The organism is Paenibacillus sp. lzh-N1, from assembly GCF_002872435.1.
Classification (GTDB): Bacteria; Bacillota; Bacilli; order Paenibacillales; family Paenibacillaceae; genus Paenibacillus; species Paenibacillus polymyxa_C.
The window spans coordinates 3,621,999-3,641,646 of the sequence record NZ_CP025696.1; the positions used below are offsets into that span (position 1 = coordinate 3,621,999).

17 protein-coding genes and 1 other RNA gene are annotated in these 19,648 nt (G+C 45.9%); 17 read left to right on the forward strand and 1 reads right to left on the reverse strand.

Going from position 1 to position 19,648, the window contains the following annotated elements; genetic code table 11:
- Window positions 1-95 precede the first annotated feature (95 nt).
- The 16 genes from C0638_RS16515 to rnpB all read left to right on the forward strand — a co-directional run bounded on the left by C0638_RS16515 (window position 96) and on the right by rnpB (window position 16,546).
- Window positions 96-2,342 carry an HD family phosphohydrolase gene (locus tag C0638_RS16515; RefSeq protein WP_058711711.1) on the forward strand — a complete coding sequence of 749 codons (2,247 nt, stop codon included), beginning with the start codon at window positions 96-98 and terminating at the stop codon, window positions 2,340-2,342.
- A 55-nt stretch (window positions 2,343-2,397) separates the two neighbouring features.
- Entirely contained in the window at window positions 2,398-2,895 is a 498-nt protein-coding gene (ybeY, locus tag C0638_RS16520) for an rRNA maturation RNase YbeY (protein ID WP_013372141.1), read from the forward strand.
- Window positions 2,895-3,269 (forward strand): diacylglycerol kinase family protein, encoded by a 375-nt coding sequence (locus C0638_RS16525; RefSeq protein WP_016324558.1) that lies wholly within the window; start codon window positions 2,895-2,897, stop codon window positions 3,267-3,269. Before ybeY ends, C0638_RS16525 begins: the two co-directional genes overlap by 1 nt.
- 45 nt (window positions 3,270-3,314) lie before the next feature.
- Window positions 3,315-4,217 (forward strand): GTPase Era, encoded by a 903-nt coding sequence (era, locus tag C0638_RS16530; protein ID WP_058711712.1) that lies wholly within the window; start codon window positions 3,315-3,317, stop codon window positions 4,215-4,217.
- Between the two features lie 512 nt (window positions 4,218-4,729).
- Window positions 4,730-4,867, forward strand: a complete 138-nt coding sequence (locus C0638_RS16535; protein ID WP_080658633.1) for a YqzL family protein — start codon at window positions 4,730-4,732, stop codon at window positions 4,865-4,867.
- Window positions 4,868-4,909: 42 nt separating this feature from the next.
- Complete coding sequence (gene recO, locus C0638_RS16540) at window positions 4,910-5,662, forward strand: DNA repair protein RecO (protein WP_058711713.1); 753 nt, start codon at window positions 4,910-4,912, stop codon at window positions 5,660-5,662.
- Window positions 5,663-6,065: 403 nt separating this feature from the next.
- Window positions 6,066-6,953: a glycine--tRNA ligase subunit alpha gene (gene glyQ / locus C0638_RS16545; RefSeq protein WP_013372135.1), complete on the forward strand. Its 888-nt coding sequence runs from the start codon at window positions 6,066-6,068 to the stop codon at window positions 6,951-6,953.
- Window positions 6,946-9,021, forward strand: coding sequence for a glycine--tRNA ligase subunit beta (glyS, locus tag C0638_RS16550; protein WP_058711714.1), 2,076 nt, complete (start codon window positions 6,946-6,948; stop codon window positions 9,019-9,021). Before glyQ ends, glyS begins: the two co-directional genes overlap by 8 nt.
- 122 nt (window positions 9,022-9,143) lie before the next feature.
- A complete protein-coding gene (locus tag C0638_RS16555; protein WP_025679644.1) occupies window positions 9,144-9,620 on the forward strand; it encodes a YaiI/YqxD family protein in 477 nt (158 codons plus the stop codon).
- Complete coding sequence (gene dnaG, locus C0638_RS16560) at window positions 9,613-11,487, forward strand: DNA primase (protein WP_016324556.1); 1,875 nt, start codon at window positions 9,613-9,615, stop codon at window positions 11,485-11,487. Before C0638_RS16555 ends, dnaG begins: the two co-directional genes overlap by 8 nt.
- Window positions 11,488-11,529: 42 nt before the next feature.
- Window positions 11,530-12,663, forward strand: a complete 1,134-nt coding sequence (gene rpoD / locus C0638_RS16565) for an RNA polymerase sigma factor RpoD (protein WP_007431230.1) — start codon at window positions 11,530-11,532, stop codon at window positions 12,661-12,663.
- An 87-nt stretch (window positions 12,664-12,750) separates the two neighbouring features.
- Window positions 12,751-13,590 carry a hypothetical protein gene (locus tag C0638_RS16570; protein WP_019688048.1) on the forward strand — a complete coding sequence of 280 codons (840 nt, stop codon included), beginning with the start codon at window positions 12,751-12,753 and terminating at the stop codon, window positions 13,588-13,590.
- Window positions 13,587-14,348, forward strand: a complete 762-nt coding sequence (locus tag C0638_RS16575) for a tRNA (adenine(22)-N(1))-methyltransferase (protein WP_013372130.1) — start codon at window positions 13,587-13,589, stop codon at window positions 14,346-14,348. The genes C0638_RS16570 and C0638_RS16575 overlap by 4 nt, the downstream gene beginning before the upstream one ends.
- A complete protein-coding gene (locus C0638_RS16580) occupies window positions 14,324-15,439 on the forward strand; it encodes a Nif3-like dinuclear metal center hexameric protein (RefSeq protein ID WP_058711715.1) in 1,116 nt (371 codons plus the stop codon). Before C0638_RS16575 ends, C0638_RS16580 begins: the two co-directional genes overlap by 25 nt.
- A gap of 62 nt (window positions 15,440-15,501) precedes the next feature.
- Window positions 15,502-16,068: a flavin reductase family protein gene (locus C0638_RS16585; RefSeq protein WP_058711716.1), complete on the forward strand. Its 567-nt coding sequence runs from the start codon at window positions 15,502-15,504 to the stop codon at window positions 16,066-16,068.
- Window positions 16,069-16,147: 79 nt separating this feature from the next.
- Window positions 16,148-16,546, forward strand: an RNA gene (gene rnpB / locus C0638_RS16590) — RNase P RNA component class A.
- A gap of 286 nt (window positions 16,547-16,832) precedes the next feature.
- On the opposite strand, the gene C0638_RS16595 is transcribed toward rnpB, so the two are convergent.
- The gene (locus C0638_RS16595; protein WP_013372127.1) at window positions 16,833-18,053 is read right to left on the reverse strand and encodes an aminotransferase-like domain-containing protein; all 1,221 of its coding nucleotides are present in this window, start codon (window positions 18,051-18,053) and stop codon (window positions 16,833-16,835) included.
- A gap of 116 nt (window positions 18,054-18,169) precedes the next feature.
- Here C0638_RS16595 and pdxR point away from each other — a divergent pair, with 116 nt between their 5' ends.
- Window positions 18,170-19,645: a MocR-like pyridoxine biosynthesis transcription factor PdxR gene (gene pdxR, locus C0638_RS16600; RefSeq protein ID WP_058711717.1), complete on the forward strand. Its 1,476-nt coding sequence runs from the start codon at window positions 18,170-18,172 to the stop codon at window positions 19,643-19,645.
- Window positions 19,646-19,648 lie beyond the last annotated feature (3 nt).

A 19,648-nucleotide genomic window follows, 5' to 3' on the forward strand; every position in this document is an offset into this window, starting at 1 on the left:
GCTCTTAAGCACGAGTATAGTGTGTATGATCAGAAAACGAATACAATGAGCAGCATAGCTGCCTTGAAAAAGATGATGGAGAGGGATTGTTTTAGATGACCTCGAAGGAATTATCTAAAGGAAAAACGTTCCAGCATAGAATGAATGGATGGAAGTATAGCGTGGCGACACGCTATCTTCTGTTTTTATTTTTGGTGGTTCTTTTTTATGTGGGTTTTGCATCCAAGCTGCTTCCCGAACGCTACGACATCCGGGTGAATCAACCGAGTGAAAAGGAAATTGTCGCTCCAATGCAGCTTCCTAACAGTAAGGCGACTTTGAAGGCCCAAGAGGAATCTGCTGAGCGCGTGCAGCCTATGTATACCATTGTACCGATCCGCAACGATAACCTGATTACCGGTATTTTGGATCGAATTGAACGGCTAAATCAGGATGATCAGGTCTCCAGAGCGGACAAGATTTCGATTTATAAGGATGAGATTCCTCAACGTGCACGGGAATTCGTGCAAAATTTTGTGAACAACAGCCGTAATGCGGATGCCTATCCAGATAAGTTGCTGGATGAGGTACTGGAAAAAACGAAAGAGCAAACGTACCGAATCCCAGAGGAGACATACATCAAAATTCCACGACTTACATCTGAGGATATTGCCGAAATGCGGCCCGTAGCCCGTGAGATTGTGACAGGATTGATGAATGATCAAATTACGGATGCCCAGACTGCCCGAGCCAAGGTAGCTGAGCGCGTGAGTACAAGCTCGCTTACCAAACGTACCTCCCGGGAGGTTGTTCAGGAACTTGCACGGCTTGTGATTACAGCCAACAAGTTTTATGATGATACAGCTACGAAGGACGCTAAAGTACAGGCTCGTGAAGATACACCGACAGTTTACATTAAACAGGGTGAAGTGCTCGTTAAAAAGGGTGAGATTATTACCCAGGAAATCTATACACTGCTTGATGAGAACGAGCTGCTCAAGGATAAAATCAACTATTGGCCACAATTCGGCCTGCTGATGTTGTCTATGATGCTGGCATTGGGTCTGTTTATGTATATTCGTCAATTTCAATCACGAACACGAAACTTCAAGTATAATAATGCACAGTTGCTCATGCTGGTGTTAATCTTTGTGATTACAGTGGGGGCCATGCTGTTAATTTCTATACTGCAGACTAGTGAACGATCCTATCTCGGCTATCTGGCGCCTATCGCGCTTGGAGCTATGCTTGTAACGCTGTTGCTTGACATGTCGCTGGCATTCGTATGTGCCGTTATATTCAGTATATTGGCAAGTGTTATTTTGAATGTCCGTCAAGGCCAGATTTTTGATTTTAATTTTGGGTTTTTTGCCCTTGTGGTCTGTTTGGCGTCGATTTTTTCCACCCACCGGGCCAGCCAGCGTTCAACGCTGTTCAAGGGAGCTATCATGGTATGCCTGTTCGGGGCTCTGGGTGTTTTTTCTCTGGCTCTGATTGACCAAGGGAACTGGACTCAAACAACGACACTCTATGGGGTAGCCTTTGCATTTGCAGGCGGTCTGGTTACAGCGATCCTCGTTATAGGGCTAATGCCATTTTTTGAATCCACCTTTGGCATCTTGTCTGCACTGAAGCTTGTTGAATTGTCAAATCCCAATCACCCATTGCTCCGCAAGCTGCTTACCGAGACTCCTGGCACATATCATCATAGCGTTATGGTAGGTAATCTGTCGGAGGCTGCAGCGGAGGCTATAGGAGCAAATGGGTTGTTGTGCCGGGTTGGTTCGTATTATCATGATATTGGTAAAACCAAAAGGCCTTCGTACTTCATTGAAAATCAAAATGGGATGGAAAATCCGCATGATACAATAGAGCCCAAGCTGAGTAAATCCATCATTATAGCCCATGCTCGTGACGGTGTGGAAATGCAATTGGATTACAAGCTACCCAAGCCGATTCGTGATATAGCCGAACAACACCACGGAACGACATTCCTGCACTATTTTTACCACAAGGCATTGCGTGAGGCGGAAGAGCGGGGAGTGGAGCCTGACTTCACGGAGGATGATTTCCGTTATCCGGGACCGAAGGCTCAGTCGAAAGAGGCTGCTGTAGTAGGAATTGCTGATAGCGTGGAAGCGGCAGTTCGTTCCTTGCGAAAACCTACGGTGGAGCAGGTAGAATCTATGATTGAAAAAATTATTAAGAGCCGTCTTGATGATCACCAGTTTAACGACTGTGAACTGACCATGAGGGAGCTTGATATCGTGGCCCAAACTCTCAAGGAAACAGTAATGGGGATTTTTCATTCCCGTATTGAATATCCAGAGGAAAGACCTAAGCCCGAAAGTGGAAAAGCTTAGTATTACTTGTGCATGAAGCACAGCTAAAGCATTAGAATTAAAAGGAGCGGTTGGCATGGGCCTTCAATTAGCTTGGAATAATGAACAAAACGATATGGTAATTAACGAATCGTTGATCACGCTGCTGAACACCTTATTAGAGCAGGCTGGCAAAGCGGAAGGGGTTACAGACGGTGAGGTTGCCCTTACTTTCGTGAATGATGATCAAATTCATGAGTTGAACAGGGATTATCGCGGTATTGATCGTCCCACTGATGTGTTGTCTTTTGCTATGAAGGAAACACTGGATGAAGAGCTTGAAATTATCTACGAACCGACGGAAGATAATCCATTAAATGATGTACCGGATGTTCTGGGGGATATTATTATCTCTGTACAGACAGCGCAAGCTCAAAGCGAAGAGTATGGACATTCAATTGAGCGTGAAATCGGGTTTTTGTTTGTCCACGGTTTTCTGCATCTGTTAGGTTATGATCATCAGGATGATGCAAGTGAGGCTGAAATGATGGGTAAGCAGGAAGCTGTGCTGGCTCAAGTGGGGTTGACACGGTAATGAGACGTCAGCCTTGGAGAATGACCTTTCGCTATGCTGCAGAAGGCGTAATATACGCCCTGCGTACGCAAGTAAATATGCGGATACATGTGGTTGTGGCGCTTCTTGTCATTGTAGCAGGTCTAACTCTGCGCATCTCCCGGCTCGACTGGTTATTCGTGTGCTTGGCCATTGCCATAGTCATTGTAGCCGAACTGATCAACACCGCTGTTGAAGCAGCGGTGGATCTAATCTCACCTGATATTCATCCGCTGGCCAAAGCGGCTAAAGACACCGCCGCCGGAGCAGTGCTCCTGGCAGCGGTTTTTGCTGTAATTATTGGCATATTTGTATTTTATAGACCCTTGTTGACGTTAATGAGTCAGCTGCTTTAATGAAAAAATAAAAATTAGGTGCTTAATCGCGCTGGAGGAAATAAAATGGCTAAGAAACACTTTAAATCTGGCTTTGTCGCAATTGTTGGCAGACCCAATGTCGGAAAATCAACATTGATGAACCATGTCATTGGGCAGAAGATTGCCATCATGTCAGACAAGCCCCAAACGACACGGAATAAAATTCACGGCGTATATACCACAGAGGACGCACAAATTGTATTTTTGGATACACCGGGGATTCACAAGCGCCAGTCAAAATTGGGCGATTATATGAATCAGACCGCTTTTAATACGTTGGGTGAAGTAGAGGCGGTACTTTTTCTTATTGATGCTGCTGAAGGTTTAGGCGGAGGCGACCGTTTTATTGCGGAACAGCTTAAACAAGTAAAAACACCAGTTATATTGGTATTGAATAAAATTGACCGCATCGAGCCAGAGGCATTGTTGCCCCTGATTGAGCAGTATCGCAAGCTGTATGACTTTGCGGAAATTGTACCGATCTCGGCCAAAATGGGCAATAATGTAAACACTCTTTTGGATCAGGTTCAAAAATACTTGCCAGAAGGTCCGCAATATTACCCTGATGACCAAATTACCGACCATCCAGAGCAGTTTGTCATTGCTGAGCTGGTACGGGAAAAGATTTTGCACATGACACGTGAGGAAGTACCCCATTCTATTGCGGTTATGATTGAAGACATGAAAGTGCAGGAGAATGGTGTAGTGCATATTATGGCGGTTATTTTTGTAGAGCGTGATTCCCAGAAGGGAATCATTATCGGCAAACAGGGAGCCATGCTCAAAGAGGTAGGCAAACAAGCTCGTCAAGATATCCAAAACTTGCTAGGCTCCAAAATTTTCCTGGAACTTTGGGTTAAGGTCAAAAAAGACTGGCGTAACCAGGAACGTGTCCTTCGTGACTTGGGCTTCCATCGCGACGCCTAAAAGTAGATATCATATCTACGATCACTTTGGTTGTCAAAGGATTATACAGACTAAAATTGATATTAATCAATATGTATAGTTGTTGTAGGCATCAAAAAGCCGTCCGACTCTACCACTGACGTATGAATTAAATCTTTCGGTCATTCCAAGCGCCGCTCTTGTGCGGCGCTTAACTTCTCGCTATACCTACCCTTTTCTTCCAGTGATGAAATAAGGAGTGCTTTTAAAAGAGTTATTATAACTGCGTACACGTTGTAGCGGAGCGAAGGATTTGAATCTGAAGAAGCGTCAGCGTTCGCCTTTACCCCTGAATTTACTCCTTTTCTCATAGGATAAAATAAATTCAGGGGTAACAGCGATCGTAAGATCAAATCATTTGCGAAGCGGTGTCCAGACCGTACACAGTAGCCTTTTTCAACGTAATCCATTTATTTCATCACATACTTTCCCTCTATTCGCATCATCCTATTTTTGAGATGCAGACGTCATTTCCGAAGAAAGGATGAATACGATTGCGAGATTTTTCGTGGAAGTATTTTGCGATGACTGGAGATGTCGGTGCGTATCTGTTATATAGGGAGAGCGCCATGACAAGGGAGCAAGACACGGATGAAGGAGAGTCGGACGAGCATGAAGAAGCCCGTGAATAGTGCGAACCACTGGCTTCTTCGCGAATGTTTGGGGGAAGAAGCATGCTTTACAGGATGGAAGGAATCGTCATCCGCAGCATGGATTACGGTGAGGGGAACAAAATTATTACGCTTTGCACCGAAAGCGGAGGCAAAGTAGGCGTGCTGGTCAGAGGCGCGAAAAAATCCAAAAGCCGTCATGCCGCTTTAACGCAGCCGTTTACGTACGGTGAATTTGTTTTTTTTCGCAACACTGGCTTAGGCACGTTGAATGCCGGTGAAATTATCCAATCCCACCATACACTGCGCGAGGATATTACAATGGCTGCTTACGCTTCCTATGCTTGTGAATTGCTCGATCGGGTGTTACAGGATGAGGAAACAGGTGCATTTTGGTTTAAGCAGCTTAAAGCCTGTTTGGATGCACTGGAGAGTGGCAAAGATCCGCTGATCGTCATGAGTATTTATGAATTTAAAATATTGCAGGCGGCCGGATATGCACCTCAGCTTGATGCTTGTATTTCAAGCGGTCAACAATGTGCTGATGAGGATATGTTTATCAGTCCAAGGTTAGGTGGGGTTTTGTGTCGGGGTTACAAGCATTTTGATCCGGCTGCGTTAAGTGTTGCTCCGCGTACATTGAAGTTGCTGCGCTTGTTCGCCCAAATAGATTTGAATCGACTCGGCAATATCGACGTGAAGGACTCCACCAAGCTGGAGATCAAACATGTCATGCGTCAGTTCATGGATATGCAGTTGGAGGTCAAGCTGAAATCCCGTAATTTCCTGGATCAGCTTGACAAGTACGACATGTGAAATGTGGTGTTCTCTTGACTGTATCACTGAAAACGTGTAATATCCTACTATATATCTCCTTTGGGAGCAGATGCATTGAACGAGAAAGTAACGAGACGTATTCTCTGTAGTTAGCGAGTTGGGGATGGTGTAAGCCCGGCGGGAATTGTTCGTGAACATGGCACTCGGGAGCGTCTGAATGGACACGGAAAAGAGGATTACGATCTGACTGGTGATGTAGGGTCGCAATCAAGTAGGGTGGAACCGCGGGAGTTAGCTCTCGTCCCTACGTCTGTACAGGCGTAGAGGCGGGGGCTTTTTGCTGTCTCTAGCAAGGCTTATGGAATAAATTAGCCCTGTACATATGAGTTTAAGGATTAGAAATCACCAACATTTTAGGGAATTGGAAAGGAAGCGTGTGCCCATGAATTTTCAGCAGATGATTTTAACGCTGCAACAATTTTGGTCTGAACACAACTGTATTATTGTACAGCCTTATGATACAGAAAAAGGGGCAGGCACGATGAACCCGATGACGTATTTACGTTCAATTGGACCTGAGCCGTGGAACGTAGCTTACGTTGAGCCTTCTCGCCGTCCGTCTGACGGACGTTATGGTGAGAACCCGAATCGCCTGTATCAGCATCATCAGTTTCAAGTGGTTTTGAAGCCTTCACCTGATAACATTCAGGAGTTGTATCTGGAGAGTTTGAGCCGTTTGGGCATTAACCCACTGGAGCATGATATTCGTTTTGTTGAAGACAACTGGGAAGCTCCGACGCTGGGAGCCTGGGGATTAGGTTGGGAAGTATGGCTGGACGGTATGGAAATTACCCAATTCACGTACTTCCAGCAAGTGGGCGGTATTGATGCCAGTCCGGTTGCGGTTGAAATTACGTACGGTATGGAGCGTCTTGCTTCCTACATCCAGGACAAAGAAAATGTGTTTGATTTGGAATGGGTTAATGGAATCTCGTACGGTGATGTTTTCCACCAACCAGAATTTGAGCATTCCAAATATACGTTCGAAGTATCTGATGTCAAAATGCTATTTACTCTTTTTAACATGTATGAAGAAGAGGCTAATAAAGCGATGGCGCAGCATCTTGTATTTCCAGCCTATGATTATGTGCTGAAATGCTCTCACACGTTCAACTTGCTGGACGCTCGCGGAGCCATCAGTGTAACGGAACGGACAGGTTTTATTATACGAGTGCGTAATTTGGCGCGCCAGGTCGCTGCGACCTATCTGGAGGAGCGCGAGAAGCTGGGCTTCCCGCTGTTGAAGAAAGGAGGTGCGGCAAATGTCTAAGGATCTATTGTTTGAGATCGGGCTGGAAGAAGTGCCTGCACGTTTTATCCCGAATGCGATTCAGCAGTTGAAGGAACGTATGACGGCGTGGCTGGACAGCTCGCGTATTGCTTACAGTGCTGTAGAGGCTTATGCTACACCTCGTCGTTTGGCGGTACTTGTTAAGGAAGTAGCGGAGAAGCAGGAAGATATTAACGAAGAAGTTAAAGGACCTTCCCGCAAAATCGCACTTGATGAAGCCGGTAACTGGAGTAAGGCTGCTCTAGGTTTTGCCCGTAGCCAAGGTGTTGATCCTGAACAGTTCACGTTCAAAGAACTTGGGGGCGTGGAATATATTTACGCGACCAAGAGCAGCATAGGTGTACCAACGGCAGATGTACTGTCCGAAGGGTTACTACACATTTTACATGCCATGACATTCCCTAAATTTATGCGCTGGGCAAGTTATGACTTTAAATTTGTTCGTCCAATCCGCTGGTTGGTAGCCTTGTTTGGTAGCGATATTGTTAATTTGGAGATTGCTGGCGTACAGTCAGGGAATGTGACAAGAGGACATCGCTTCCTTGGACAGGAGGCCGTTGTAGAAAGTCCAGCGGACTATGTCGAAGTACTTCGCAAGCAGCATGTCATTGTGGACATTGAGGAACGTCAGTCGCTTATTGTGAAGCAGATTGAAGCACTTGCAGCCGAAAAAGATTGGACGATTGCGGTCAAGGATGATTTGCTGGAAGAAGTGCTGTATTTGGTGGAAACTCCAACAGTACTATTCGGTGGCTTTGACCCTGCGTTCTTGAACATTCCGAAGGATGTACTGATTACTTCCATGCGTGAACACCAACGCTATTTCCCAGTGCTGGATCGCACAGGAAAGCTGCTGCCATACTTTGTTACGGTACGTAATGGTGGCAGTCAATCGCTGGAAGTCATTGCAAAAGGAAACGAAAAAGTATTGCGGGCGCGGTTGTCTGATGCCAAATTCTTCTATGAAGAAGATCAGAAGCTGGAAATTAAGGATGCACTCTCCAAGCTGGAAAGTATCGTTTTCCACGAAGAGCTGGGAACAGTTGGAGACAAAGTGCGTCGAATTCGCCGCATTGCTGATGCTCTGGCAGAGAAGCTACGTGTTTCCCCAGATACACAGGAATCGGTTAGCCGAGCAGCAGATATCTGTAAATTTGACCTTGTAACACAAATGGTCTATGAGTTTCCGGAATTGCAAGGGGTTATGGGCGAGGATTATGCCCGTAAATCTGGAGAGAAGGAAGAAGTGGCAAGAGCGGTGTTTGAGCATTACCAGCCGCGATTCGCAGGAGAAACGGTTCCTTCAACGAACGCTGGAGCGATTGTAAGTATCGCAGACAAGATAGATACCATTACAGGCTGCTTCTCCATCGGTATTATTCCGACAGGTTCACAGGACCCTTACGCGCTTCGTCGCCAGGCAGCAGGTATCGTGCAGATCCTGTTGGATCGTAAGCTTTCGGCTACGTTGTCTGATGTGTTCAATATCGCGCTTGATGTGCACAGCAACTTTGGAAATATGAAACGCTCCACAGATGAAATACGTAAAGAATTACATGAGTTTTTCGGATTACGCGTGAAGAAACTATTGTCCGAGACACTTCGTTATGACGTTGTAGATGCTGTGCTTTCAGCTGGATATGATGATGTTGCTTCTGTGGTTAACCGCGGGGCTGCATTAATGACTGCTGTACAAACGGGTGATGTGTTCAAGGCGACAGTGGAGTCTTTTAATCGCGTAGGTAATTTGGCTGCTAAAGCAGTTCACAAGTCAGTGAATACAGGTGAATTTACGGAACAGGGCGAGAAAAACCTATACGAAGCATGGTATGGCGCCTATGAGTCTTATTGCACAGCTTTACAGGAAGGTGATGCGACCCAAGCATTGACGCTTGCTTCATCCATTACTCCTGCGGTGACGGCGTTCTTTGATTCCGTTATGGTTATGGCTGAGGATGATGCTGTACGTAATAATCGTTTGGCATTGCTGGCTGCTATTGACTCAGAATTGAAGCGTTTTGCTGATTTTTCCAAGCTTGTAGTTTAAACGTCGGTTGTGGTAGTATGAACAACTTGAAAAAATGGGTATAAATATACGGAACGGTGTAAGAGTGATCTTGCAGCCGTTCCGTATTTTACTCGAATGCGGATACGAGATGGGGGATGCTCATGGGAGAGTCCGGAAATTTCCCGGATGTACGGATCGTTGTTGACGGGGACGCTTGTCCTGTTAAAAGTGAAATTGCAGAGACAGCTTCCCGTTTTCATATTGACGTTATTATGGTATCTTCGTATGATCATCTCATTCAGGGTAGCAAAGGCGTAAGCGTTGTTAAAGTAGACCGAAGCGACCAGAGTGCCGATCTCTATATTGCCAATCATATCCGCCGCGGAGATATTGTAACAACCAACGATTATGGTCTTGCTGCACTCGCCTTGGCAAAAGGTTGTGAAGTGATGTCTTTTCGCGGAACGATTTATCGAAACGATTCGATAGACTTCATGCTGGACCGACGCCACACTTCTGCCAAAGAACGGAAAAAAGGACGTTATGGAAAAGGTCCTAAACCGTTTACATTAGAGGATCGTGAAGTTTTTCAACATAAACTGACAAAACTTTTACTTCGCTTGCAGGAGAATGAGTAACGGTATCGAATTATATTTACGTGCTAAAGAGATGAAGGTGGTTAATATGAGTGCCGGACAAGGTAACATACCGGACGATATCATCGAGTCAGTTTTACAACATCATGATATTGTAGATACGGTAAGCAAGTACGTGCATTTGACCAAGCAGGGGAAATATATGAAAGGCCTCTGTCCTTTTCATTCCGAAAAAACCCCTTCATTCACCGTGACACCGGATCGTCAGATTTTTTACTGCTACGGCTGCGGCGCGGGAGGCAATGCCATCAAGTTTATGATGGAAATCGAAGGACTATCCTTTCCCGAAGCTGTCAGGACAATGGCAGAAGAAAGTCATATTCCGCTCGGCGAATGGCAGGGACGTGATTCATCGCATCAGCATCCTGAGTTGGACAGGCTGTTGCAAGCGTATGAACTAACTTCTAAGATGTACCATTTTTTGCTTAAAAATACGGAGCACGGCAAACCAGCCATGGAATATTTGCGTTCACGGGGATTCAGTGACAAGATCATTGACCAATTCCAAATTGGCTATGCACCCAACCGATGGGATACGATCGTTCAGTTTCTAGAGAAGCGTTCTTTTGATCCTGTCGAGATGGAAAAGGGAGGACTCATTTCTCCCCGACATGAGGGTGATGGATATGTAGATCGATTCAGAGATCGTATCATGTTTCCCATTTGGAATCGAAACGGAAAAGTTATTGCCTTTGCAGGCCGTATACTTGGCGAGGGGCAGCCGAAGTATTTGAACTCGCCGGAGACCAAGCTATTTAACAAAAGCCGAACGCTGTACAATCTCCATCATGCTAAGACCTCAATTCGCAAGCTTCGTCAAAGTGTTCTTTTTGAAGGCTATGGCGATGTCATCTCGGCATGGGAAGCTGGCGTACAAAATGGAGTGGCTGCCATGGGGACTGCTCTAACGGAGCATCATGCTACGATGTTAAAGGGACTGTGCGACGAGGTTATTATTTGTTATGATGGTGACCGGGCAGGACAAGCGGCAGCGCTTAAAAATTTTCCGCTGTTGGAAAATGCGGGACTTCACGTAAAAGTAGCGTTGGTCAGCGATGGTATGGACCCGGATGATTTTATCCGGCAATACGGCGCTGAACGTTTCCAGCGCCAAATTATCGAAAGTGCTGTTTCAACGGTGAAATTTAAGCTTATATATCTGAAAAAAAACCATATACTGCAAGAGGAAGAAGGAAGAATCGCGTATTCCCGCGAAGCATTAAATGTCATTGCACCTCTGTCATCCCCGACTGAGCGGGAAGTGTATCTGCGCGAAGTATCTGCCGAAGTCAAGGTGGATTTTGAAACCTTAAAGCAAGAATGCAATTTACTCCGTCAATCCCTGCAAAAAAAACAGAACTTTGGGGATAATAACGAAAATGGGTGGAATAATGGTAGGCATAAAAAAGGGCAGGTCTCTACGCCCAATCTGTTGCCGGCTTACCATGTGGCTGAACGCAGGCTGCTTCACTGGATGATGCAGGATTTAGAAGCTGCAGAGTATGTAGAAAAGCATCTGGGGGACGCCTTTAATATTGAGGATCATGCAGCAATTGCTGCTTATCTATATGCCTATTACGCGCAAGGGAAGTTACCGGATACAAGCCGTTTTATTTCATCTTTGCAAGACGACCGACTGGAGAAGAACGTAAGTTCGATCATGATGATGGATGCTCCAGGCGTATGGGCACCGCACATTTTGGATGATTATATTCGTCAAGTGCGAAAATTTCCATTGCAGGAGCAACTGGATTTGAAGAGGGAAGAAATGAGAACCGCTGAGCGCTCAGGTGATTTTTTGCGTGCAGCACAAATTGCAAGCGAGATTATAGCCCTAGAGAGACAATGAACACACAGAGGTCGGATGTTTCTAGGAGGAGGGAGTCGAAAGATGGCGAATGATCAGCATACTGAACTGGAGACGGAATTAACACTGGATCAGGTTAAAGATCAACTGATTGAGTTGGGTAAAAAAAGTTCCTCTCTGAACTACAAAGATATCATGGAAAAACTATCGCCGTTTGATCAGGACCCCGAGCAAATGGATGAGTTTTATGAGCAGCTGGGTGACTTGGGGATTGAGGTTGTGAATGATAACGACGAAGAAGTTACCAGATTGCGTCAAAATGACGACCCGGAAAACAATGACGGGGATGATTTTAATTTCGATGACGATCTGAGCCTGCCTCCCGGTATTAAAATTAATGACCCGGTCCGGATGTACTTGAAGGAAATTGGTCGTGTACCGCTGCTTTCTGCTGATGATGAGGTGGAGCTTGCCAAACGGATCAATAACGGCGATGAAGAAGCTAAGCGTCGGTTGGCTGAAGCAAACTTGCGTCTGGTTGTAAGTATTGCCAAACGTTATGTTGGTCGCGGCATGCTTTTCCTGGATCTAATTCAAGAAGGTAATATGGGTTTGATTAAGGCAGTAGAAAAATTTGATTACGAAAAAGGCTTTAAATTCAGTACGTACGCAACCTGGTGGATTCGTCAGGCGATTACGCGCGCAATTGCCGATCAGGCGAGAACGATCCGTATTCCAGTGCATATGGTGGAAACGATCAACAAGCTGATTCGCGTATCGCGTCAACTGTTGCAAGAGCTGGGGCGTGAACCTACGCCGGAAGAAGTGGCTGCCGAGATGGAGCTAAGCGTGGAAAAAGTACGGGAAATTATGAAAATTGCCCAAGAACCGGTTTCATTGGAAACACCAATTGGTGAAGAGGATGACTCACATCTAGGGGATTTCATTGAGGATCAGGAAGCGTTGGCGCCTGCAGATGCAGCAGCCTATGAGCTTCTGAAGGAACAACTCGAGGATGTACTGGATACGTTGACCGAACGGGAAGAGAATGTTTTGCGTCTCCGTTTTGGTTTGGACGACGGAAGAACCAGAACTCTTGAAGAAGTGGGTAAAGTGTTCGGTGTTACACGTGAACGTATTCGTCAGATTGAGGCCAAAGCGCTGCGTAAGTTGCGCCATCCAAGCCGCAGTAAGCGACTGAAGGATTTCCTCGAATAGAAGCGTAACATTGCGGACCTTCTGCGGCTTGAAGCGCGCAGAAGGTCTTTTTTTATCTCATGGTAGCCTTGGTGGAGGGGAAGAAGCTTGGACCAGGAGAAAAAACGGACAATACTGTTACATGAAATTGAGCATTGGCGGCAAAGTCGGCTGCTCCCTGAGCAATATTGCGATTTTCTGTCCAACCTGTATCGGGAAGATGAAAATCCGGCACAAAGCCAGAACCGTAACAACACCGGGCTGCTTACATATCTTCGACATGGGCATGGGATCGCCTGGCTTCTTGGTTTTGTCATTATTTCCTGCATTTGTTTGATCGGTTTTTATTTTACCGCTTTTCCGTTGGCAATGCAAATATGCTCGGCAAGTGCAGTTACTGCGATTTGCTATGGGATGGCCGCGGTTTGGCGGTCTTCCGAAAAGAGTATGAGTGCAATGTTGAGCACTTTAGGCAGTGCAATTATGCTGGGTTCAGGTGTCTGGATCATTCAGCTTCACCAAGGTGAAGCTAAGGTTTGGTTTTTAGTGCTGGTGGGTCTATGCGGTTTGATATGGTGTCTTGTGGGATTAACTTTGCGCATCAGCTTGCTTCATTACTGTGGTCTTGCTGGGCTGCTTTTAGTGTATGCGGTCCTTATAGGCCGCTATTGGCCTACAGCTACTTTAGCGATGCTTGAGGTATTTTGGATTTTACACGCAGTATTGTTGATTGGGTTAAGCTGGTGGGTACATCGCCGCTTTCCACGTTTCGCGTTGGTTTATTTTGCTATAGGCTTGACCCTAGTGTTTATGGCGGAAGCAGACACGATCGTCCTGCGCCATCAAGCAGCAGGGGAAGTGATTTTTTTTAGCATATTGAAGTTGGCTTTTGTTGTAGGAATTTTATTTTGGACTCGAAAAAAATGGATTACGTGGGTGACGTCATGAAACTTTCTCAGCGATTACAATATATTTTGGAACAAATTCCTGCCGGTAGCAGACTGGCTGATATTGGCTCGGATCACGGACTACTCCCTGTGGCTGCAGTGCGCTCCGGCAGAGTATCGCAAGCTGTAGCGGGTGAGGTCAACGATGGACCATTGCGTGCGGCTCAAAAGCAGGTGGCTGAAGCAGGTCTTACAGATCGCATTGCGGTTAGAAAAGGGGACGGCTTGGCTGTAATCAAGGCCAATGAGGTAGATGTTATTACGATAGCGGGTATGGGCGGAGCCTTGATCGCTTCTATTTTGGAGCAAGGAAAAGACAAGCTTGTTTCAGTGAAACAGCTTGTTTTACAGCCCAACGTGGGCGAGGATATTTTACGGCGCTGGCTAATCAAGCATCAATGGGTATTAACAAATGAACATATCATGGAAGAAGATGGTAAAATATATGAAGTTCTGACGGCAGTACCTGCTTCGGAAAGTTCGCTGAAACAGGATGACCTGTATCGGCCATGGGAACTTTCTGGTAGTTCGCTGGTACTGACAGAGGATTTGCTGATACAACTTGGACCGTTATTGGTCAAAGCACCAAATGAAATCTTTTTTTCGAAATGGCAATTGGAGATTCGCAAGCTTCAGGATGTGCGGGCACAAGTGGCTCGGTCAGATCAGGAATCTGCGCAGCATAAGCAGGAGCAATTGCGCAAGCAAATTGAACAGCTGGAGGAGGTACTTGCATGTTTGCCAAAGGACAGACAGTAATTAGCTACATGGAGCAACTGGCTCCGAAATACTTGGCAGTTCCAGACGATAGAATTGGGCTTCAACTGGGTAGTCTGCAAAAGGAAATAAAAAGCATTTTAGTAGCCCTGGATGTCAATGATGAGGTTGTTGAAGAAGCGATCCGCATAAAAGCTGATCTCATTATTGCGCATCATGCGATTATATTCCGCCCACTAAAAGCTTTGAACACGGACCAGCCTGCAGGCAGATTGTATGAAAAGCTGATCAAGAATGATATTGCTGTCTACATCAGTCATACGAATCTGGATACGGCTGAGGACGGCATGAATGATTGGATGGCAGAAGCACTGGGGATTCAAAGTGAAGGTACGCTGGAGGATGTTCACACCGAGCAATTATTCAAGCTTGTCGTTTTCGTACCCAAAACACATCATCAACGTGTACTGGATGCCATACTGAATGCGGGAGCTGGACATATCGGCAACTACAGTCATTGCAGCTTTAACATTGATGGTTATGGAACTTTTGTACCAGGTGAAGGCACACAGCCGTTTTTGGGTGAGCCAGGTAAAATGGAACGTAGTGAAGAGGTTCGTATTGAGACCATTGTACCGCAGGGTGTACGCAATAAAGTTGTCCAAGCGATGCTGAAGGCTCATCCTTATGAAGAGGTGGCTTATGACCTGTACTCTATGGATTTGAAAGGTCGTACCTTTGGTTTGGGACGAGTAGGCAAGCTCAAGGAAGCTCGCACGTTACGGGAGTTTGTAGATGTTGTGAAAAAAGGTCTCAACGTTGAGCATGTACGTGTGGTGGGTGACTTGGACCGTATGGTCAAAAAAGCAGCCGTGCTTGGGGGCTCTGGCAGCCGTTATGTGAATAAGTCACTTTTTAAAGGCGCTGACGTATTAGTGACGGGGGATATCGACTATCACACGGCTCACGATGCCCTGATGGCAGGCATTGCTATTATTGACCCTGGACATAACGCAGAAAAGATTATGAAGCCTAAAACCGCAGATTGGATGCGCAGACGCTTGGCAGAAGGTCGATACTCAACGGAAGTATACGTATCTGAAGTGGACACTGAGCCTTTTCAATTTTTGTAAAACCTTCACATCTATGAGAAAATAAAGGTGAACTATTACATTTTTTCGTAGGGAGAGGTTGTATGCGAAAGTTGATAGCCGATTCTGTGATTCATGCCTATCCAGGGATGGTTGCAGTTGTTACTTCCCGCTATGAGGGAGTAAATAATGTCATGGCCTCAGGCTGGCATACATATATCGGATCATCACCGGGCATGTATGGCATTTCATTGAGGAAGGAAACGTATTCTTACGGACTGATTAAGAAAAGCGGAGGCTTTGGTGTTCAGTTTTTGCCTGCGCACAGATCGGAATGGATTCAGGCTGTAGGTACCTTTAGTGGTAAAGATGTAGATAAATTTCAGCAGTTTGGGATTGCATATGAGGACGGAATTTCAGTGGATGTGCCTATATTGCTGGAAGCGTATCTCGCTTATGAGTGTAAAGTCGTGGATATTCATACCTATGGAGATCATGATTGGATCGTCGGTGAAATACTGCAGACCTACCGGGATGATGAACTATTCCTCGATGAGGACGTTCCTGATTTTAGTAAGCTTTCAATTCCGTTATACGTGGGAAGGTCCGCTTATTACGTGGCAGATAATTCATTACAGAGAAAGGTACATCCTTTTTATTTGAGCAAGTAAAGAGAGAACTCTATAATTTACAATATTTTTAGGGTTGTATCATGCACGTGTTCCCTGTATACTATGTAATGTTGTTCGGAAAGTTTGACAGACAATCGCTGGTGGCATAAGCCACGAGAGGAAAGTCCGGGCTCCATAGGGCAGGATGCTGGATAACGTCCAGTCAGCGCGAGTTGAAGGATAGTGCCACAGAAATGGACCGCCGATGGCCGCTTGCGGCACAGGCAAGGATGGAACCGAGGTGTAAGAGACCCCGAGGAACGCTGGTGACTTCGTTCCTGGTAAACCCCATCTGGAGCAAGACCTAAAGGGACACAGCTTCTTCGCGAAGCAGCCTTAGCCCGAGGCGTGTCTAGGTTGGTCGCTGGAGCTGGATAGCAATGTTCGGCCTAGATAGATGATTGTCGCTTTTAGTGGGAGGGTAGTTCCCGTCTGTACCACGAATAGCACAGAACCCGGCTTACGGAAAACTTTCCCCACTGCAACACCTTAAAATGTATGAATTTATTTTTTGTTAATGACCTGTTTGCATGAGAAACTTTTAATCCAAATGTATTTATTACATTAAAAAGAGTGCTTCATATTCCTGTGGGAATTATGAAGCACCCTTTTTAATTTTCAGCCGGATTACGCAGTCCGCTATATCTATGGAATGAAGCCCCCAACATAGTCAACGGGGGCTTTATTGTATTTACACTCTCCTGACGCAAAAACGTGCGAGGACGAGGCATGTAGTCAGCGTAGCGTGCATTTGAAGCTGGAGATTAACGTACGCTTTTTACCACATTTTTCTCCATATACAGCTTCAGTGCCCGATCCAATCGGTCAACTGCTTTTGGAAGTAAGGCAGGATCGGTATGCGTGAAGTTGATTCGCATATGGTTACTGCCGCTTAAGTCAGCATAGAAGACTTGTCCAGGGACAAATGCGACCCCTTCCTGAATCGCTAGTTGCAGCAACTGATCAGAACGGAAGCCTTCAGGTAAGGTAACCCACATAAACATGCCACCAAGTGCATCATTCCAAGTGATTCCTTCCCATTGACGTTCTCTCATTAACGATGTAAGACGCAACATCCGAGTGTGATACTCAGCGGACACGGTACGTATATGTCCCTCCAAATCAAAGAAGTCCAACAGCTCATTCAAAGCACGCTGGTCAATACTGCTGGAGTGCAGATCGGCAGATTGTTTGGCATTTGCGGTCTTAACGACGATGGCTTGATCGGCTACCAACCATCCAGAGCGAACACCTGGAGCGACAGTTTTAGAGAATGTAGAAGTGTACATTACATGACCATCGCCACCTAGCTGTTGATCAATAGAAAATAGGGATGGGAAGTTAAGGTTTTCATCAAATTTGAGCCGTCCGTAAGGATCGTCTTCAAAAATCAAAGTTCCGTATTTACGGCATAGCTCAACAACGCCTGTTCTGCGTTCCATACTCCATACACTTCCTGCTGGGTTGGAGAAGGTAGGGATGACATACACGAATTTTGGCTGATGCTGTTTGATCTTGGCCTCAAGATCATCTAATTGCATACCGTTAGCGTCTGTATTTACACTTACAATGTTAGCGCCATAGGAATTGAATACCTGAAGAGCTGCCAAATAAGTAGGGGACTCCACCAATACTGTATCCTGCGGATCAAGCAACACACGTGAAACTAGATCAATGGTCTGCTGCGAGCCTGTTGTCATGAGGATGTTATCTCTGGTGACGGAGATGCCTTGGGATGACATGATTGCTGCCAGACGTTCCCGTAGAGGAATGTATCCCTCGGTTAGGCCGTATTGAAGTGCGGTAGTACCGCCGAGGCGGAATACCCGCTCATAGGCTTTAGCAACCGCTTCGACGGGAAAGAAGGCATCGGCCGGAAGGCCACCTGCGAGAGATAAAACATCTGTTCCCTGTGTCAGCTTCAAAATGTCCCTTACCATGGACGAGCCCTGAGTACGAGCCATACCCGAAAATTTGTATTCCAATCCAATCATCTCCTGTGTTCTATACTGTGCTAAGAAATTTGTTGTATTATATCGATAATGAAGTATAACAGTAAACGTCTAAATGTAACAGTTGATTTTTGGAGGGAAGGGTTCCGATGCATATTGATCTCAGCCGCAACAGCAGTGTCAAGTTATATTTACAGATTACCAAAACATTAGCGGATCGCATTCAGTCAGGGCTACTACCTCAGGGTACCAAGCTTCCCTCTATCCGTCATCTGTCCAGTCTGCTTGCGGTGAGCCCTGTAACTGTAAGCAAGGCGTATGCCGAGCTGGAGTCCATGAATCTGGTTACGTGTACACAGGGAAAAGGTTGCTATGTGGCGGAAGCTTCAGTACCGATTTATCATGAGGGGACGCAGGATTTGTCTTGGCAGATGTCGTTGATCGATTATTTGCCGCGTGCACAGTTATGGAGAAACTTTAACCATAGCCGAAAGGCTACCTATTCTTTTCATATAGCGGCAATACAGCCGGAGCTTCTTCCCACGCGCGAAATCATCGCAGATACTCACCGTTTATCCTCTGAAAATTCCGATGTAATGGCTGCATATGGAACTTTTGAAGGTGATTTAGAACTAAGAGAAGTGTTCGCAGACCACTTGAGTGAACGCGGTATACCTATAGTGGCAGAGCAACTGCTTGTGACCAGCGGAGCTCAACAGGGGATTGACCTTGTGGCGCGTACGTTTGTTGGCCCGGGAGATGTGGTCTACATGGAAGCTCCTACCTATACTGGGGCCATTGATGTGTTCACTAGTCGTGGTGCCAAAGTAATTATGATTCCGATGGACGAGGAGGGTATGCGGATTGATATTTTGACACGTCTCTGTGATACCCATCCCCCAAAATTGATCTATACCATACCTACCTTTCATAATCCTACCGGCGTAACTTTGACGATGGCCAGACGCACGCAATTACTGGATCTGGCTCAAAGTTATCACTGTCTCATTGTTGAGGATGATCCATTTTCCGATCTGTATTACAAAACTAAACCCCCACTCTCTATCAAGGCGCATGATCAGTCCGGGTATGTTGTCTATATCAAAAGTTTCAGCAAGACCGTTGCTCCTGGCTGCCGCATAGCTTGTGTAGCGGCAACTGGGAGTGTAATGGATCGTTTGGTGGCTGCCAAGTCAACTACGGATTTGGGAAGTCCTCTATTAACGCAAAAAACACTGCTACCTTTTCTCAGGAACCGACTTGACCAGCATCTTGTTTCATTGCGAGAACAAATTCGAGATCGTCTAACTGTCGCATTGAATACACTCCAGCGCTATGCTCCACCAGAGGTTACCTGGTATGCTCCTGAAGGTGGTCTCAATGTATGGATTAAACTTCCCTCTATGGTGGATATTCCAGAATTGGAGCGGGTAGCTGACCGTGAAGGCATTTCCTTTTTGCCTGGTGCGGTGTGCTATGCAGGTGGTATGGATAGTAATCATATCCGTATTTCTTTTTCGTATACGGACAAGGAAACACTTAAATCAGGTCTGCGCAAGCTATGTAATTTGTTGGGCGATATTCTTGATCATTCGGTCATTGTGGAACGAAAGCCTATTTTATAAGGG

Excerpts from the sequence above, each read along its gene's own strand:
- C0638_RS16580 (WP_058711715.1), top strand. The coding sequence starts at position 14,324 with ATGTTTGCCAAAGGACAGACAGTAATTAGCTACATGGAGCAACTGGCT.
- era (WP_058711712.1), top strand. The coding sequence starts at position 3,315 with ATGGCTAAGAAACACTTTAAATCTGGCTTTGTCGCAATTGTTGGCAGA.
- dnaG (WP_016324556.1), top strand. The coding sequence starts at position 9,613 with ATGAGTAACGGTATCGAATTATATTTACGTGCTAAAGAGATGAAGGTG.
- ybeY (WP_013372141.1), top strand. The coding sequence starts at position 2,398 with ATGGGCCTTCAATTAGCTTGGAATAATGAACAAAACGATATGGTAATT.
- rpoD (WP_007431230.1), top strand. The coding sequence starts at position 11,530 with ATGGCGAATGATCAGCATACTGAACTGGAGACGGAATTAACACTGGAT.
- glyQ (WP_013372135.1), top strand. The coding sequence starts at position 6,066 with ATGAATTTTCAGCAGATGATTTTAACGCTGCAACAATTTTGGTCTGAA.
- C0638_RS16515 (WP_058711711.1), top strand. The coding sequence starts at position 96 with ATGACCTCGAAGGAATTATCTAAAGGAAAAACGTTCCAGCATAGAATG.
- recO (WP_058711713.1), top strand. The coding sequence starts at position 4,910 with ATGCTTTACAGGATGGAAGGAATCGTCATCCGCAGCATGGATTACGGT.
- glyS (WP_058711714.1), top strand. The coding sequence starts at position 6,946 with ATGTCTAAGGATCTATTGTTTGAGATCGGGCTGGAAGAAGTGCCTGCA.
- C0638_RS16585 (WP_058711716.1), top strand. The coding sequence starts at position 15,502 with ATGCGAAAGTTGATAGCCGATTCTGTGATTCATGCCTATCCAGGGATG.
- C0638_RS16525 (WP_016324558.1), top strand. The coding sequence starts at position 2,895 with ATGAGACGTCAGCCTTGGAGAATGACCTTTCGCTATGCTGCAGAAGGC.
- C0638_RS16575 (WP_013372130.1), top strand. The coding sequence starts at position 13,587 with ATGAAACTTTCTCAGCGATTACAATATATTTTGGAACAAATTCCTGCC.
- C0638_RS16555 (WP_025679644.1), top strand. The coding sequence starts at position 9,144 with ATGGGAGAGTCCGGAAATTTCCCGGATGTACGGATCGTTGTTGACGGG.
- pdxR (WP_058711717.1), top strand. The coding sequence starts at position 18,170 with ATGCATATTGATCTCAGCCGCAACAGCAGTGTCAAGTTATATTTACAG.